Raw genomic sequence first — 15,626 nt, 5'->3', positions numbered from 1 at the left:
TTTAAATGGGCTCATCAAAACCTTTGATAATACTTTTAATTAAAGACTCTACGGACATATATTTTGTAAAAGAGTCGCGCATCATTACTTGCCATTTTTTATTAACAAACATTAATTTCGCAAGTTTACGTGAATCTTTTTGCGTGGCTTCTACCCTTTTTCTTCTCCTTTTTTCAAACATGCGTAAAGCAAGGGGAATATATTCTTTTCCTGTTCGTGAAAGAATATCATCCAGTACGGCTGCAGATTCTAATGCCATCGATGCCCCCACACCTGCTGTAGGCAAAAATGCTGTAGCCGCGTCGCCTATAAATAAAATACGTTCTTTAAACCAAACAGAAGCTTTTTGATCGGCTAATGACCAAAAAAATACCCGTTCGGTGTCCGAAGGTAAATCCTGAAAGTATTCGGGGTGTTGCTGATTAATGGGAGAAAATTTTTGTAAAATATATTCCTTGCGACTGGCACCTTTCAATGCCTGGTCGGGACTTCCGGAATCCACTGCGGCAATCACTCCAACTTTGCCTTTGACCGGGTAAATTCCAAGAAAAGTGCCATTGCCCCAAAATTCTCGAATGGTATTGCTTGGAACAATGTTCTCATTTCCCCACCAGACCCAACCGCCCCATCCTGTTTTAAAATAACTATAATCACTCTCAGCTAATACCAGACTTCTTGTGTGGGAATGAATTCCATCAGCTCCGACTACCAAGTCAAAGGTATCGTCGGTCTTATCTGAAAATGTCACATTTACTTGGTCCAGGGATTGCTCCAGGCTCAATACTTCTGTATTAAAACGGATAGCGAGATCGGTGCTTTCTGCAATAACTTTTAATAAATCCGCACGGGATATAAGCTGGTAAGGACCATATTGTTCAACAATCTTTTCGAAAGAAAATTGCTTTAATAATGTACCGCTTGTAGTATAAGCTTCGTAGGTTTCGCCGGGTACGGAGTGAGCTATGTATTCATCATAGCAATTTAATGCCCGCAATACATTCGCTCCAATCGGGTAAAGCCCTAACATATAGCCTACATCTCCTAAGGAGGAAGCTTTTTCAATAATTATGGGCTCAAGGCCTCTTTTTTTTAGTAATGCGCCTAAACATAAACCAGCAATCCCTGCTCCAACAATTAATATTTTCATTACCTCATTCCTTTTGCTTCTTTGCCGTTTAAGAATATTCTGCTTGTGAAAGCCTTTATAACTATAAGCTAACTCTTGGATTTATACATTGGTTTGAAATAAATATAGTTTACATTTCCAATGCTTAATTGCCTCTGTTGCAGGGTTGCTAATGCTTTGCTACGAGCTGTCTTTCGTTTCATTCAATAACAAAGACGGATCGTTAATAATTTTTTGCAGGCTTGCAGTTAAAGGCACCACGACATGTTTGTATTTACTGTGCTCTCCCTTAAGAGTGATACTGCTTTTAGGCGTTGCGAATAATTTGGATAAGAATAACAATAGTTCTTTGTTTGCTTCGCCTTTGTGAGGTTTGGCGTGGATAGCAATGTACAATTCGTGTTCTGTGATTTTTACAAGTGCAGTTTTTTTCGCGTTTGGTTTCGCTATAATTTGAAATGTAACGTACTGATCTTGTATTTTAAACCACATGATTTTTAGCCTTAACCAGTTTGAAAGCATTCAATCTCATAGCAGAATTCAATTAATAGGAAGGTAAATGCTTACCAAAAATAAACCCCCTTCTCACCCGGGTAAAGTATTATATCAGGAGTATTTGGAGCCTCTAGGATTATCACAAAAACAATTCGCAGAACATTTAGGTTGGACTTATCCACGCCTGAATGAAATTATAAACATGCGACGCGGTGTTACAGCAGACTCTGCACTTGCTTTTGGTGAAGCTTTCGGAATGGAGCCTGAATATTGGCTCAATTTACAAATGCAATGGGATTTATGGAATGCTCGAAAAACTCATGTACGTGTGCCATTCCTCACAAAAATAAAAGAGAAATAAATAATTAAACCGAATATCGATATATGGTATAATCCGCGGATTAAATACACGTTAACGATATTTAATCCAACAGTACACTTCGTATTAAGTTCAAAAGAACCATCTATCTTAGCGCATCATCTCTTGAACGATACATACACCAACAAACGAGTAGTACAATGATTGCCATACGCCAAGCTTATCACGCGGGGGTACTGAAACCCCAACATTGGGCCGCCAACATTGGGGCCGGAATTATTGTAGGTATTGTAGCTTTGCCTTTAGCAATGGCCTTTGCTATTGCTTCAGGGGTGCCACCAGCACAAGGATTATATACCGCAATTATTGCAGGGTTAATCGTGGGTGTTTTTGGTGGAAGTCGCGTGCAAATTGCAGGCCCTACAGGTGCCTTTATTATTATTCTTGCCGGAGTAACTGCGCATTACGGTGTGGAAGGATTGCAAGTTGCGACTTTGCTTGCGGGGTTTATCCTGCTTTTTATGGGGATGATGAAGCTAGGTAGTGTCATTAAATTTATTCCAGACCCTGTGATTGTGGGTTTTACAAGTGGTATTGGAGTCATTATTTTTGTAAGTGAATGGAATGATTTTTTTGGGTTATCGCTGCACTTGCCGCTGGAAACACCTTTTCATGCAAAAATATTCGCATTAATTAATGCTTTGCCTCAACTGGATGTGGCAACAACAGCATTAGCAGTTCTTAGTTTATTATTAACGTGGCTTAGCCCCAAGTTTTTAAAGAAGATTCCTGGACCCTTAGTGGCAATGATGGTGGTTACTGTCGCGGAATATTACTTTCAATTTCCAACGGTAGCTACTATAGGTAGCACCTTTGGTGGTATTCCCTCAGAACTTCCAAAACTACAATTACCTTTGTTTGATTGGCATCATAGCTTGGATTTAATGGGTCCCGCATTATCAATTGCCTTATTAGGGGCGATTGAGTCGTTACTATCGGCAACAGCAGCCGATGGCTTGGCCAAAACAAGACATCATTCCAATCAAGAGTTAATTGGACAAGGTATTGCTAACATTGTCACCCCATTGTTTGGCGGGTTTGCTGCCACGGGAGCCATTGCTCGCACTGCAACGAATGTTCGGCATGGCGGCAATAGTCCTATTGCGGCAATTGTTCACTCCCTCTTTTTACTGTTAGTGATTTGGGTACTTGCACCCCTGGCCAAATATATTCCTTTATCCGCTTTGGCTGCTATTCTTTTTGTGGTGGCGTACAATATGAGCGATGTATCCCATTTTAAATACATACTGACCCATGCACCGCGACATGATGTATTGGTATTGGTAACTACATTTTTATTGACCGTTCTGACTAATTTAGTAATTGCTGTCAATATAGGGGTTATCGTAGCGATGCTTCTTTTTATTCGTCGTATGAATCAAGCCGTAACAATTGAAAAAGAACAGCATACCAAATTCAGTGAGGAGCTTGCCGACCAGTCTGTCCTTCCAGCAGACGTGGTTATTTATTCTATACAAGGTCCCTTCTTTTTTGGTGCCGCAGAAAAAATAGAAAAAGCTTTAGCAGAAACCCACTCTGATCCCAAAGTTATTATTTTTCGTTTAAAAAACACCCCATTTATGGATATGACGGGACTGCAAACATTTCGAGAAATTATTGAGAGTTTTCATCATCGTGGAATACATGTTTATTTGTGTGAAGCGAATAAGAACGTGCATAAAAAATTAGATAAAATAAAAATCCATCATTGGATTGAAAAAAGTTCTATATCTGGAACATTAGAAGAACTCATTCAGAACTTGCAATCGGATTCACTACTGGAACATAGGATAATACCATGACTGACCAACCGGCATGCCCAAAATGTAATTCACCCTATACTTATACTGATGGCACACTCCTTATTTGCTCCCAGTGTGCGCATGAATGGACTCCTCAAGAAGAAAATGTAGAGAGCAATGCGCTGGAAGTGGTTAAAGATGCGCATGGGACAGTGCTAAATGACGGAGATACCATTACAGTAATTAAAGATTTAAAAATTAAAGGCTCATCGCAAGTAGTCAAAGTAGGGACAAAAGTTAGAAACATTCGATTGTTGCCTGCAGAGGATCACAACATTGATTGCAAAATTGATGGTATTGGAGCGATGAAGCTTAAGTCAGAATTTGTCAAAAAGGTGTAACAATAAACAAAAGCCCTAGCGCTAAATGAGTACTATATTAGTGCAATATGATTTAGAAAAGAGAATAAAATCCATTAGCGATCCTTGCGCAAAAAAATTAGTAATGGTAGACTGAAAGTTCAATATTAAAACATCAACGATTATAAATGGCCAACTTAGCTTTTTTTTACAATATAGCTAGCTTACCTTCCCAGGTAATCGGTCTTTTATTATCTATTATTCTTGTGCTTATCCTCAACGAGTCTTTCGCCTGGTAGGACTACATCTGCGCCTTTCCAGGCGTCGATCCCTTGTCAGATGAAAACTAATTATTGTATTTATTTGAGGATATATCATGCGCGATCAATCTGAACAATCAAAACAAATAACCCCTTTTTGGGTTAGAGCCGCTGAATGGGTAAAAGGTCCATTATTAGGCGGTAGTGTCATAATGTTGGTGACTCCCTTACTGAAGTGGACAAACTATGTGTACAAAGGTGAAAGAATGCCGCGTGGGCATTACTTTTCAGGCGCCGCAGCTTATGGTGTTTCAGCAGTTCCAGGATACGCTGCAACCTTTTTATTTAAAGGTTTGTTGAAAAGAAAACAAGAAGACACTTCGGGGAGTTATGAATTAATCACCTCCTTTGTTGCGGGAGGGATTTCCGGATTAGTATGTACACCCTTTGAAGCAGTGGCACAAAATAAACAATTGGCGAAGGTTTTATCAACTGCGCAGACAGTACAACAGATGCACAAATTCAATGGCTATGGTTCTTTTTTTCAAGGGGGTGGCAGTGCTATGTTGAGGGAAGGGATGTGGTCTACTGTTTATATGACTGCGATACCTATGGTTTCATCCATATTGCAGAAACGAGGTGCTGAAAAGAAATATGCTGACATGATGGCTATGCTGTTCGTAGCAGGTACTTATGGTTTTGTTAGTTCACCATTAAACCAGTTGCGTTTTAGAAAACAGGATAACTTAATCGTAGCTTCTGTTCCAAAAAGCTATTTACAGCATATAAAAGATATATTCAATCAAGAGCCGAACGCTAGTGTGATGAAAAGAGTAGCCACTTTCTTTAAGGCAGGGGTCCCGCGCTTCATAACTACCACGGTGGCTGCCGGTTTGATTGTTACAGGCTCAGAATATTACGATAAGGGTTTAGAATACATTAAGCCCAACGAGCCCGTATAGAATAAAAAGCACGTGGTTTATAGTAAGAGTAGGCAAGTTTTATCTAAAATTCTCGGATTACGCCTTTGGGCTCAATCCGAGATACACTATTCTTTTGAAAATATTCATTAAGGGTATATAAGGATGGCTCTTAAAAGAACCCTCTCTCGGACTTTGGTTGCTTTTTATGGCTTGGGAACAATATTAGGTGCTGGAATTTATGCATTAATAGGGGAAGTGGCTAAAGAAGCGGAAAAGGCAACTCCCTGGGCATTTTTGATTGCTTCCATCCTTGCTCTTTTTACCGCCGCTTCTTATGCAGAGTTGTGCGCGCGTTTTCCCTATAGTGCTGGGTCTGCTTTGTATGTTCGCAGAGCATTTAATATAAAATGGATTGCAGGTGTTGTAGGTTGGCTAGTGGTTTGTACCGGGATTGTTTCTTCTGCGGCTATTGCGCATGGATTTGCAAAATACATTGCATTGTTTTCAACTTTCTCTCCCTATTTTGTTATTACCTTATTAGTTATTTTTTTAGGTGGGTTAGCCATTTGGGGGATCAAAGAATCTGCCACACTTATTTTTATAATGACTTTAATTGAGGTTGGGGGGCTAATATTAATAATATTTTATGGTCACAAAGCTTTTTTTCATGTTAATGAATTGGAATTAAACACTGGTTTTTCGTTTAATGGGATTCTCATAGGAGCCTTTATTGCATTTTATGCATATATAGGCTTTGAAGATATGGTGAATATTGCTGAGGAAACCATTAATCCGGGGCGTGCTCTACCTGCAGCTATTTTTTTCGCGGTTACTGTTGCTACTGTCCTCTATATTTTGGTTGCTTGGGTGGTGGTAGATACACTCTCCGTGTCTATATTGGCAGGTTCTGACGTACCGTTGGTGCAAATAATAAAATCACAAGGTCAAAATCCTGTTGCTTTTATTTTTATAGCGTTAGTGGCTATTTCCAATGGTATTCTTGCTCAAATTATCATGGCCTCGCGTATGATTTATGGAATGGCAAAACAAGAAAATGCCCCTCTCTTTTTTTCACAAGTTAATTCAAAGACGCAAACTCCTCTTTGGGCTACACTATTTGTCATAGGCGTTATTTTACTATTCGCCTACACATTACCCATTGCAACCTTGGCTAAAATAACTAGTTCGGTGATGTTTCTTATTTTTCTACTCATCCATGCAGCCTTAATTCGAGTGAAAATAATACACAAAGGTGAAAAGCCTGCTTTTTCAGTGCCCTTGTTTATTCCTATACTTTCAATGCTTGTAACAGTTTTATTTATTGGGGCCCAAATTTTTGTCGCTTTAAATTGAAATAGAGTACGAGGGGTTAAGAATTAGCTACTGCTTGCATTACTTTGTTTACAAAATGCGGTCCCGGATCAGTTTTATCCGTTTGATAATGAGGGTCTTTTTCTAGCCAAAGAGGAGAGGTTTTAAATTTTAAATATTCGTTATGCCCTATAATGTGTGTGATTTCGGGGTATTTATTCTTTAAATAACAAACCAGAAAGGCATTTGCTTTTACTTGTTCTTCTGTTAAATCATCCTGATCATTAACTCCGCCAATATTTTCAATACCTATTGCATAGTGATTAAGTCCAATGACATGGCGTGCCATCCAGTTATCTGGCATGAGTTGATAGATACTACCATCTTTGTCCACCACAAAATGAATCGAAACATTTAAATCACCAGGCAAATCTTTTCTTCTTCCCGAGTTAATTGGAAAGGCAGGGGGGTTAAAAGTATTAAATGTTGCTTTAAAAGAAGCTACGCAAGTCCAATGCAGTACGATGATTTTAGGTTCTATTTCAATAGAATTTGAGTGAATCCCATAATGGGTTGCTTGATATTCTCTCGTTAGTGCCATTCTATCGGCATCAAATTGTATGGGAGCAGAAATAATCTCTTGCTGATCGTAACAAGAAAATGCGTGCACCAGGGGAGCTACAGTAAGAAGAAAATAGGCAATAAATTTCATAGAGTGCGGTTATCCTAGAAAAAGCAGTTGAGACCCTACTACGCAAGCTAATGACATTGAATCTGTTAGATTTTTTTGAATTTTTTCACTCACCGTAGGTGACTACTGCTTTCGCGAAAAATTTCAAAAAAATCCAACATCTCCAACGCTCTTAGCTTGCTCGCTACGGGCTCAACTGCTTTTTCTAGGATTATAACAAAATAGAGGCCGCTTGGGTACAATAGTTTTGCAGTTTTCTCAAGATTTTTACAGGTGTTCCGATATAAAGAGTAAAGTCTTTCGGTAAGCATAAGGAGCTATCGATGAGAAAAGTGGCGAAATTTAATATAGGTGATGTAGTTATTCATTCGCGACAAGGCTATAGAGCCGTAATTATTGATGTAGATCCCATCTTTCAAGCTTCAGGACGGTATAATCCCCAAGCCATGAGACGTGAGTTTGCAAAACGTAATCCATGGTATCGTCTACTGGTAGATGAAAGTAGTCAAATTACTTATGTTGAAGAATGCTTATTAAAACAGGATTCTTCGGAACAAGTAATTAACAATCCCAATGTAGAACGTTATTTAACCAATCAAGATGGTCATTATAGGAGTAATTTCCGTAGCCACTAAATGGTGTATATTGCAACCCATTCTGAAATAGCCACTAGGGCTAATACTTATCGGCACCGAAGGATTCTCTATTTTTTTACTTTTGGGGGTCAATTCATCTGTTGGCCTCGCTTACCTGACTTGATCATCTCTTGAGAGTAATATCGAATAGATTTATAGTCTGATATAGAATAATTAAGGAGAAAAAATGAAAAGATGGGCTAGTTGTACTTTATCAATGATCCTGGGCGTTTTATTAATTGGTTGTACCACGGCAACCTATTTAGGTTTACAACAAGATAATATTCCTGATCAATATAAGCTGAAGGTATATATAGGTGGTTTTTCCGGTGGGCAGTCAGCTGATAATACAGCACAGGCAAGATTCAAAGAGTTTATGGCTAAAAATAATTACACCTCTTATAAGGTAATCGATCGGACGCAAAACTACGTGCCTTCTTATTTTGAGTATACGGTAAAATTTTATCGCAACGGAAAAAGATAAGTTCAGAGGGTATTAGGTATTTCTTAGAAGCATGACTAAAAAGCCGACAAAAATAATTAAGATTACGGCTAAGATACCCATGCTTCTAAAACTTTTATTCAGGTTGTTTTTGCTAAACTGCTCGGGCTGCCCTTTAACTGTACGGTATAAAAACCACACAATAAAAATAGCCGCTATTAAACCTAACACTTGATATAAGGTTTCCATGATTATCCCTATTTTTTTTCAAAACTAAAGGCGTCAGAAAATAAGTTATTAATGGGAACGCCTGCTTCCATTAATTTATCCCGGGTGTGATATACCATATCAAAAGGTCCGCTAATTACAATTTGCCAGTTTTTTAGATCCTTACTATGTTGTGAAAGAATAAGTGATGCCAGGCTCTCTTTGTCCGGATCAGAAAAAGAAGAAAAATAACGAAAAGTAGGGACATGTTGGTGCCAATGACTGACTTTATTATCCATATACAAATCACTCTTAGAACGTGCTCCCCAAAATAATTCAAATTGTCTTTGATCAGAGTTGGCTAGAAGTTGTTCTATCATTGCTTTAATAGGTGCAAACCCCGTCCCTCCAGCTACAAAAAGGATAGGCATTTCTGTGTTTAGCCTTCCTAAGTGACAGTCTCCCATAGGAACTTTGATTTTTACCAGCCCTGTTTTTTTTATCTCAGCAAATAGTGTCTGGGTATATGGGTTGCCTTTGGAATGGCGAATATGTAATTCATATTTATGCGAACCTAAAGGGGCGTTGGCGATAGAATAACTGTATTCTTCTTTCCCTTGCACGATTTGTAAATATTGGCCAGGGCTATAATCTATATATTTTTCTGGCTTTAGTAGCAATTGAATAATGCTATCGGTAAGCGGCGTTATACTTTCAATCGTGGCATTGACCATATGATTAATCATGGCGCTAATCCTAATTGCGACCAATAGGCATTCACTTTCTCAATAATTTCTTCATCCATAGTAATGGCTTTGCCCCATTCTCTTTGCGTTTCGCCTTTCCATTTTGATGTTGCGTCAAAACCAATTTTGGAACCTAACCCAGCGACAGGCGAAGCAAAATCAAGATAATCAATCGGGGTATTTTCTATCATCACTGTATCGCGGGCGGGATCCATTCGGGTTGTCATCGCCCAAATTACATCTTGCCAGTTGCGGGCATCAATATCATTGTCGCAAACAATAACAAATTTCGTGTACATAAATTGTCTTAAAAAAGACCATACCGCCATCATGATTCTTTTTGCATGGCCTGGGTATTGTTTTTTTATAGTAACGACGGCTAAACGGTAAGAGCATCCTTCAGGCGGTAAATAAAAATCTACAATTTCAGGAAATTGTTTTTGCAGGAGAGGAATGAATACTTCATTTAATGCCAGCCCAAGAATGGCCGGTTCATCGGGTGGTCTGCCCGTATAAGTACTGTGATAAATTGGATTATCACGGTAAGTCATGCGTTCAACGGTAAAAACGGGAAATTGCTCCACTTCATTGTAATACCCCGTATGATCACCAAAAGGACCTTCAGGAGCATCATGCCCTGGTTCTAAATAACCTTCTAATATAAATTCTGCGCTTGCAGGAACATGTAAATCATTCCCAATACATTTTACTAATTGTGTGCGTTGACCTCTTAATAAACCAGCGAATGCATATTCGGATAAAGTGTCGGGAATAGGGGTTACCGCAGCGAGAATAGTAGCAGGGTCCGCGCCTAGAGTTACTGCTATAGGAAACCGTTCACCAGGATGGGCTTCTTGCCACGCTTGGTAGTCCAGAGCACCGCCACGGTGAGAAAGCCAGCGCATGATAAGATGGTTTTTATCCAAGAGTTGCTGTCTATAAATACCCATATTTTCTCGGGTTTGATAAGGCCCTTTTGTAGTTACCAGGCCCCAAGTAATAAGGGGGGCAATATCTTCTGGCCAGCAGGTTTGTATGGGCAAGGCTGTCAGATCTACTTTTTCACCCTCTAAAACATAATTTTGGCAATGAGCATTACTGATATATTTAGGGGCCATGTTCAAAGCTTGTTTTAATAGAGGGAGTTTACTAAACGCGTCTTTAAATCCTTTGGGGGGCTCCGGTTCTTTTAAAGCCGCTAATAAAATGCCTACCTCGCGCAAAGCTTGAACGCTTTCCTCTCCCATCCCAAGTGCCACACGTTCGGGTGTACCGAATAAATTGGTGAGGACGGGAATATTGTAATTTTGAGGATTGGTAAATAAGAGAGCAGGACCTTTGCTTCGTAGTACGCGATCGCTGACCGCAGTCATCTCAAGGTATGGAGAAACAGGGTAATCAATACGCTTCAGGAGTTGGCGTTCTTCTAATTGAATAATAAAGTCGCGTAGGTCGCTGTACTTCATGCGTTAATTGTTCCCTACTATCGCCATTGCGAACCAAAATATAGCCTGGTTGTTTTTGTAACCAGGATGCCTATCTAAATATGCGATAACCTGGTTGCAAGCAACCAGGTTACAACAATTGTATAAACTTATTCTTGTCGCTTCATTGCGTCGAAAAACTCTGCATTGGTTTTATGATTTTTCATACGCTCCAGTAAAAACTCGATCGCATCACACTCATCCATAGACTGCAGAATTTTACGTAAAATCCACGTGCGCTGCAGTTCTTCTGGCGATAGAAGTAAATCTTCACGACGCGTACCGGAACGATTAATATTGATGGCAGGAAACACACGGCGCTCCGCAATGCTGCGTGCTAAATGAATCTCCATGTTACCGGTTCCTTTGAATTCTTCATAAATGACTTCATCCATTTTCGAACCCGTATCCACTAATGCTGTAGCAATAATCGTCAAGCTACCACCTTCTTCAATATTACGCGCCGCACCATATAAACGTTTGGGTCTTTGCAAAGCATTGGCATCTACACCACCGGTGAGTACTTTACCGGAAGCAGGTACCACAGTGTTATAAGCGCGTGCTAAACGAGTAATCGAATCTAATAAAATAACTACGTCCCGTTTATGCTCGACCAAACGTTTGGCTTTTTCAATTACCATTTCAGCAACTTGAACATGACGGTTAGCCGGCTCATCAAAGGTGCTTGCTACTACCTCCCCTTTCACAGAGCGTTGCATTTCAGTTACCTCTTCTGGACGCTCATCAATCAATAGCACAATGAGGTAACAATCGGGATAGTTTTTAGCAATTGAGTGTGCAATGTTTTGCAACATCAAGGTTTTACCAGCTTTAGGAGGTGAAACGATTAAGCCGCGTTGTCCTCGGCCGAAAGGGGCACATAAATCAATGACTCTTGCGGTTAAGTCTTCGGTACTGCCGTTGCCTTGCTCCATCACTAGTCGCTCACTAGCAAATAATGGAGTTAAATTCTCGAATAAAATTTTGCGTTTACTGCTATCAGGCGGCTCGAAATTGATTTGATCCACTTTAAGCAGGGCAAAATAGCGTTCGTTATCTTTTGGGGGCCTAATTTTACCGGAAACCGTATCTCCTGTGCGCAAACCAAATCGACGAATTTGGCTAGGTGACACATAAATGTCATCGGGGCCTGCAAGGTAAGAGCCGTCGGAAGAACGTAAAAATCCAAATCCATCGGTTAATACTTCTACCACTCCATCGCCATGAATATCCTCCCCTTTCAGGGCATGGGCTTTTAGAATTGCAAAAATAATGTCTTGTTTACGCATACGGGAAGTGTTCTCAACTCCCATTTCTTGCGCAATATTAACGAGGTCAGCAATAGGCAACTGCTTAAGTTCACTAAAATTCATACTTCTCACTTGATGTGTTGTTATTTGAAATGAAATCCAGAATAGTTTTACAGGAAGGACAGCTGATACAGCTGCTGTCTAATAGTAACTTTATCTAACGATTACGGTTAAAGTCAAGCTACTAGGCTTATGAGAGTAGCATAAGATTTTTATAAATGCTAATGATTTCGAATGAAGGTTGGGCCATATAGGCCCAATTCCTTAAACATTACTGTCTACGAAAGCACTCAACTGTGACTTTGACAGCGCTCCCATTTTAACTGCTTCTACTTGTCCGTTTTTAAAAAGAATCATAGTTGGAATACCACGAACCCCATACTTAGAGGGGGCTTCAGGGTTTTCGTCTACGTTCATCTTTCCAAAAGTAATTTTGTCAGTATTTCCGGCGACTTCTTCAAAAACAGGTGCAAAAGCGCGGCATGGACCACACCATTCAGCCCAAAAGTCTATTAGAACTGGCTTTCCGGAATTTAAAACTTCTTCTTCGAAGTTGGCATCGGTAATTATTTTTACATTCGCACTCATGGATTGGCCCCTTAATTAATATAAGAATAGATCATTATAAATCACCACTCATTGCTTGCAATACACTTAGTATAGCAATCGCGGCTGTTTCGGTTCGTAATATCCGTGGGCCTAAGCTAATAGATTGAAAATTATATTCTTCTGCCTGCAAAATTTCTTCTTCTGCCAGCCCCCCTTCAGGTCCAATTAATAATTCAATGTCTCCAGTAAACGCACAATCCCGCCAGGATTTTTTACTGTAAGGATTAAGAGTAAGTCGCAAAGCAGCAGTAGTCTTTTGTAGGTAGCTGGAAAAAGAGCAAATAGGATGTATCGTCGGAATGCTATTTCTTCCCGATTGCTCACAAGCGGAAATAGCAATATTTTGCCATTGCACGTGCTTTTTTACTTTCCGTTCTTCGTCAAATTTAATTGCACAGTGCTTGCTTACAATAGGGGTAATGCTAGACACGCCTAGCTCCACCGCTTTTTGTATGACGATTTCCATACGCTCCCCTTTAGAAATTGCTTGGCCTAAGTGAATGATTCGAGGCGATTCACGATTCACTTCTTTTGCTGTCTGAATTTCTACGTGAGTTTGTTTTCTTGTACTGGTAGGAGATATGAGCCCATAAAACTCCTGATTGTTGCCAGCAAACAAAGTAAGAGGGTCCCCGGGCTTCATTCTTAGCACTACCCCTACATGTTGATGGGCTGCGGGTGAAAGTTGTACTAAATCGCCCGGGACATACGCTCCAGGTTGATAAATTCGAATATTACGCACGGATCTCACTCAAAAAATTTATAGGTATACCCCCATACTCATGTGGTTAGATTCAAAACAGGTTTGCTTCTTTTGCGCAAAAAACGATAGAGCAAAAATAGCATCTGAAGTATGTTGGGTATAGAATTGTTGCTTTATTTCAAGCGAGAGTAAAGATATGAGTACACGAATTGAAACGGATAGCATGGGAGAAATTCCTGTTGATGCTAATAAATATTGGGGAGCACAAACAGAGCGTTCATTACATCACTTTAATATTGGTAGTGACATTATGCCTAAAGAAGTCACCCACGCTTTTGGGATTTTAAAGAAAGCAGCGGCTCTTACTAATTTAGAACTTGGGAAATTACCTGAAGATAAAGCGAAACTTATTATACAGGCAGCAGAAGAAGTAAGTGCAGGTAAATTGGACGACCATTTCCCACTGCATGTATGGCAAACCGGTAGTGGTACACAATCCAATATGAATGCCAATGAAGTTATCTCTAATCGGGCAATCGAGATTGCAGGAGGCGAAAAAGGTAGTAAGACACCAATTCACCCTAATGATCATGTCAATATGTCCCAATCCTCTAATGATACTTTTCCTACAGCTATGCATATTGCGGCAGCGCTCGCTTTTACCGAAAAATTATTGCCAGCGGTAAAAATGTTACGAGACGGTTTGGCCGCTAAAATGAATGATTTTAAAGATATTGTTAAAATTGGTCGCACCCATCTCCAAGACGCAGTCCCGCTTACTTTGGGGCAGGAATTTTCTGGTTATGTAGCGCAATTAGACGCTTGTATTGACCGTATTGAAAAGGTATTGCCGGAGTTATATGAATTAGCTCTAGGCGGCACAGCTGTAGGGACAGGGCTTAATACCCATCCCCAATTTGCCGAAAAAGCAGCCGCGCATATTGCAAAAATTACCAAATTGCCTTTTGTCTCCGCCCCTAACAAGTTTGCGGCCTTGGCCTCACACGAGCCTTTGGTGATGGCCCATAGCGTTTTAAAAACTTTGGCTTGTGCACTCATGAAAATTGCAAATGATATGCGCTGGTTAGGTTCAGGCCCTCGCTGTGGTTTGGGGGAATTACACTTACCAGAAAATGAGCCCGGTTCTTCTATCATGCCAGGTAAAGTAAACCCCACGCAATCAGAAGCAATGACGATGGTATGTGCTCAAGTTATTGGTAATGACGCAACAGTGGCAATTGCCGACAGCCAAGGTAATTTTGAATTAAATGTGTTTAAACCGGTTATTATTTTTAATGTCCTGCATTCACTTAATATATTGGCGGACACTTGTCGCTCTTTTCAAGAATTCTGTGTGGAAGGTCTTGAGGTGAATAAAGCAAAAATCGATTCCTATGTGAAGAATTCGTTAATGTTAGTAACGGCGTTAAACCAGCATATTGGCTATGATAAAGCGGCAAAAATTGCCAAAACGGCTTTCAAAGAGAATAGTTCTTTGCAGGAGGCCGCAGTAAAGCTAGGCTATTTAACAGCCGAACAATTTGATGAATATGTTAAACCGGAGAAGATGATTTATCCGGGATAGTGGAAATTGAGGGAAAGCTGGTTGGATTGGCTCAATTTTGCTGGCGCCGGAAGGGTATTGTCCAACCTTGGGCAATACCGCGAGATCGTGGGAAATGAACCTATCAGAACAGTAGCCTTGATGAAGTGAAACGTAATCAAGGGTTTCTCTCTCTGCACTAAACCTTGATTACGGCGCAAAACGCCTCATTAAGGCTACGTAGCTTGTTACTATTTTTTACTTTTAAGTCGAATTAATAATCAACCGCATTAATTGCCTCTTGCACTCTCTCCGCATTCTGAACCCGTTCTCGCAAAATATCCATACTAGGAGCAGAAATAATCCCATTTCCAAAAAGCACACCCTCTAAAGTAAATTTAATAAAGCATTCTTTAACATGCTCCCATATAAACGCATAATGGTCTGTTTTACTTTTTAATAACAAGCTCAATAGTAAGTAAGCATCAAAAGGGTTAGAGGAATGGAAATGCTGAATAACCGCAGGAATTTCATAAGTCCCCACGTCAACGGTTTCCACCTGTTAATTGTAATTATATGGTTGCAATTATTTAAACAAGTCTCTAACTGTTTTTCAGATAAATCCGAGTGTAATTTGACCACGATTAACATCCTGGGGTTT

General features: G+C 39.9%; 18 protein-coding genes. 8 read left to right on the top strand and 10 right to left on the bottom strand.

Annotated elements, in window-relative coordinates; all coding sequences use genetic code 11:
* Nucleotide 1 precedes the first annotated feature (1 nt).
* Nucleotides 2-1,147: an FAD-dependent oxidoreductase gene (locus tag EL206_RS08455; protein ID WP_058462417.1), complete on the bottom strand. Its 1,146-nt coding sequence runs from the start codon at nt 1,145-1,147 to the stop codon at nt 2-4.
* Nucleotides 1,148-1,306: 159 nt separating this feature from the next.
* Nucleotides 1,307-1,618: a DUF167 domain-containing protein gene (locus EL206_RS08450; protein WP_065310953.1), complete on the bottom strand. Its 312-nt coding sequence runs from the start codon at nt 1,616-1,618 to the stop codon at nt 1,307-1,309.
* A gap of 67 nt (nt 1,619-1,685) precedes the next feature.
* Between EL206_RS08450 and EL206_RS08445 the strand changes: the two genes are divergently transcribed.
* From EL206_RS08445 to EL206_RS08425, 5 genes are all read left to right on the top strand, one after another.
* On the top strand, nt 1,686-1,982 hold the full coding sequence (locus EL206_RS08445) for a HigA family addiction module antitoxin (RefSeq protein ID WP_058462419.1): 297 nt from the start codon (nt 1,686-1,688) through the stop codon (nt 1,980-1,982).
* A 158-nt stretch (nt 1,983-2,140) separates the two neighbouring features.
* Complete coding sequence (locus EL206_RS08440; protein WP_058462420.1) at nt 2,141-3,802, top strand: SulP family inorganic anion transporter; 1,662 nt, start codon at nt 2,141-2,143, stop codon at nt 3,800-3,802.
* Complete coding sequence (locus EL206_RS08435) at nt 3,799-4,143, top strand: zinc ribbon domain-containing protein YjdM (protein WP_058462421.1); 345 nt, start codon at nt 3,799-3,801, stop codon at nt 4,141-4,143. The genes EL206_RS08440 and EL206_RS08435 overlap by 4 nt, the downstream gene beginning before the upstream one ends.
* Before the next feature lie 334 nt (nt 4,144-4,477).
* Nucleotides 4,478-5,323 carry an MC/SLC25 family protein gene (locus EL206_RS08430; RefSeq protein ID WP_058462422.1) on the top strand — a complete coding sequence of 282 codons (846 nt, stop codon included), beginning with the start codon at nt 4,478-4,480 and terminating at the stop codon, nt 5,321-5,323.
* A gap of 123 nt (nt 5,324-5,446) precedes the next feature.
* On the top strand, nt 5,447-6,637 hold the full coding sequence (locus EL206_RS08425) for an APC family permease (protein WP_058462423.1): 1,191 nt from the start codon (nt 5,447-5,449) through the stop codon (nt 6,635-6,637).
* A gap of 16 nt (nt 6,638-6,653) precedes the next feature.
* Here EL206_RS08425 and EL206_RS08420 read toward each other — a convergent pair whose 3' ends face one another.
* Nucleotides 6,654-7,307 (bottom strand): N-acetylmuramoyl-L-alanine amidase, encoded by a 654-nt coding sequence (locus EL206_RS08420; RefSeq protein WP_058462424.1) that lies wholly within the window; start codon nt 7,305-7,307, stop codon nt 6,654-6,656.
* Nucleotides 7,308-7,609: 302 nt separating this feature from the next.
* Between EL206_RS08420 and hspQ the strand changes: the two genes are divergently transcribed.
* Both hspQ and EL206_RS08410 read left to right on the top strand, forming a co-directional pair.
* The gene (gene hspQ / locus EL206_RS08415; RefSeq protein WP_058462425.1) at nt 7,610-7,921 is read left to right on the top strand and encodes a heat shock protein HspQ; all 312 of its coding nucleotides are present in this window, start codon (nt 7,610-7,612) and stop codon (nt 7,919-7,921) included.
* A gap of 187 nt (nt 7,922-8,108) precedes the next feature.
* On the top strand, nt 8,109-8,405 hold the full coding sequence (locus EL206_RS08410) for a hypothetical protein (RefSeq protein WP_058462426.1): 297 nt from the start codon (nt 8,109-8,111) through the stop codon (nt 8,403-8,405).
* A gap of 12 nt (nt 8,406-8,417) precedes the next feature.
* Here the strand turns inward: EL206_RS08410 and EL206_RS08405 are convergent, their stop codons facing one another.
* The 6 genes from EL206_RS08405 to EL206_RS08380 form a co-directional block, all read right to left on the bottom strand.
* Entirely contained in the window at nt 8,418-8,612 is a 195-nt protein-coding gene (locus tag EL206_RS08405; RefSeq protein ID WP_058462427.1) for a hypothetical protein, read from the bottom strand.
* An 8-nt stretch (nt 8,613-8,620) separates the two neighbouring features.
* A complete protein-coding gene (locus EL206_RS08400; RefSeq protein WP_058462428.1) occupies nt 8,621-9,316 on the bottom strand; it encodes an NAD(P)H-flavin reductase in 696 nt (231 codons plus the stop codon).
* Nucleotides 9,313-10,782, bottom strand: a complete 1,470-nt coding sequence (gene ubiD, locus EL206_RS08395) for a 4-hydroxy-3-polyprenylbenzoate decarboxylase (RefSeq protein WP_058462429.1) — start codon at nt 10,780-10,782, stop codon at nt 9,313-9,315. Before ubiD ends, EL206_RS08400 begins: the two co-directional genes overlap by 4 nt.
* A gap of 128 nt (nt 10,783-10,910) precedes the next feature.
* Nucleotides 10,911-12,173, bottom strand: a complete 1,263-nt coding sequence (gene rho, locus EL206_RS08390; protein ID WP_058462430.1) for a transcription termination factor Rho — start codon at nt 12,171-12,173, stop codon at nt 10,911-10,913.
* Between the two features lie 201 nt (nt 12,174-12,374).
* A complete protein-coding gene (trxA, locus tag EL206_RS08385) occupies nt 12,375-12,698 on the bottom strand; it encodes a thioredoxin (protein ID WP_058462431.1) in 324 nt (107 codons plus the stop codon).
* 34 nt (nt 12,699-12,732) lie between these two features.
* The gene (locus EL206_RS08380; RefSeq protein ID WP_058462432.1) at nt 12,733-13,461 is read right to left on the bottom strand and encodes a 16S rRNA (uracil(1498)-N(3))-methyltransferase; all 729 of its coding nucleotides are present in this window, start codon (nt 13,459-13,461) and stop codon (nt 12,733-12,735) included.
* 157 nt (nt 13,462-13,618) lie between these two features.
* On the opposite strand from EL206_RS08380, the gene fumC reads away from it, so the two are divergent.
* Nucleotides 13,619-15,007, top strand: a complete 1,389-nt coding sequence (fumC, locus tag EL206_RS08375) for a class II fumarate hydratase (RefSeq protein WP_058462433.1) — start codon at nt 13,619-13,621, stop codon at nt 15,005-15,007.
* 232 nt (nt 15,008-15,239) lie between these two features.
* Here the strand turns inward: fumC and EL206_RS08370 are convergent, their stop codons facing one another.
* Nucleotides 15,240-15,524: a 6,7-dimethyl-8-ribityllumazine synthase gene (locus EL206_RS08370; protein ID WP_232048536.1), complete on the bottom strand. Its 285-nt coding sequence runs from the start codon at nt 15,522-15,524 to the stop codon at nt 15,240-15,242.
* Between the last annotated feature and the right edge of the window lie 102 nt (nt 15,525-15,626).

Origin of the sequence: Legionella adelaidensis (genome assembly GCF_900637865.1) — a bacterium.
Taxonomy (GTDB): Bacteria; Pseudomonadota; Gammaproteobacteria; order Legionellales; family Legionellaceae; genus Legionella_A; species Legionella_A adelaidensis.
The sequence above is the reverse complement of the archived record's forward strand: the minus strand, read 5'-3'. Positions and strand labels throughout refer to the sequence as shown.

Excerpts from the sequence above, each read along its gene's own strand:
- EL206_RS08400 (WP_058462428.1), bottom strand. The coding sequence starts at position 9,316 with ATGATTAATCATATGGTCAATGCCACGATTGAAAGTATAACGCCGCTT.
- ubiD (WP_058462429.1), bottom strand. The coding sequence starts at position 10,782 with ATGAAGTACAGCGACCTACGCGACTTTATTATTCAATTAGAAGAACGC.
- EL206_RS08455 (WP_058462417.1), bottom strand. The coding sequence starts at position 1,147 with ATGAAAATATTAATTGTTGGAGCAGGGATTGCTGGTTTATGTTTAGGC.
- hspQ (WP_058462425.1), top strand. The coding sequence starts at position 7,610 with ATGAGAAAAGTGGCGAAATTTAATATAGGTGATGTAGTTATTCATTCG.
- EL206_RS08440 (WP_058462420.1), top strand. The coding sequence starts at position 2,141 with ATGATTGCCATACGCCAAGCTTATCACGCGGGGGTACTGAAACCCCAA.
- EL206_RS08445 (WP_058462419.1), top strand. The coding sequence starts at position 1,686 with ATGCTTACCAAAAATAAACCCCCTTCTCACCCGGGTAAAGTATTATAT.
- trxA (WP_058462431.1), bottom strand. The coding sequence starts at position 12,698 with ATGAGTGCGAATGTAAAAATAATTACCGATGCCAACTTCGAAGAAGAA.
- EL206_RS08450 (WP_065310953.1), bottom strand. The coding sequence starts at position 1,618 with ATGTGGTTTAAAATACAAGATCAGTACGTTACATTTCAAATTATAGCG.
- EL206_RS08420 (WP_058462424.1), bottom strand. The coding sequence starts at position 7,307 with ATGAAATTTATTGCCTATTTTCTTCTTACTGTAGCTCCCCTGGTGCAC.
- EL206_RS08430 (WP_058462422.1), top strand. The coding sequence starts at position 4,478 with ATGCGCGATCAATCTGAACAATCAAAACAAATAACCCCTTTTTGGGTT.
- fumC (WP_058462433.1), top strand. The coding sequence starts at position 13,619 with ATGAGTACACGAATTGAAACGGATAGCATGGGAGAAATTCCTGTTGAT.
- rho (WP_058462430.1), bottom strand. The coding sequence starts at position 12,173 with ATGAATTTTAGTGAACTTAAGCAGTTGCCTATTGCTGACCTCGTTAAT.
- EL206_RS08435 (WP_058462421.1), top strand. The coding sequence starts at position 3,799 with ATGACTGACCAACCGGCATGCCCAAAATGTAATTCACCCTATACTTAT.
- EL206_RS08405 (WP_058462427.1), bottom strand. The coding sequence starts at position 8,612 with ATGGAAACCTTATATCAAGTGTTAGGTTTAATAGCGGCTATTTTTATT.
- EL206_RS08410 (WP_058462426.1), top strand. The coding sequence starts at position 8,109 with ATGAAAAGATGGGCTAGTTGTACTTTATCAATGATCCTGGGCGTTTTA.
- EL206_RS08425 (WP_058462423.1), top strand. The coding sequence starts at position 5,447 with ATGGCTCTTAAAAGAACCCTCTCTCGGACTTTGGTTGCTTTTTATGGC.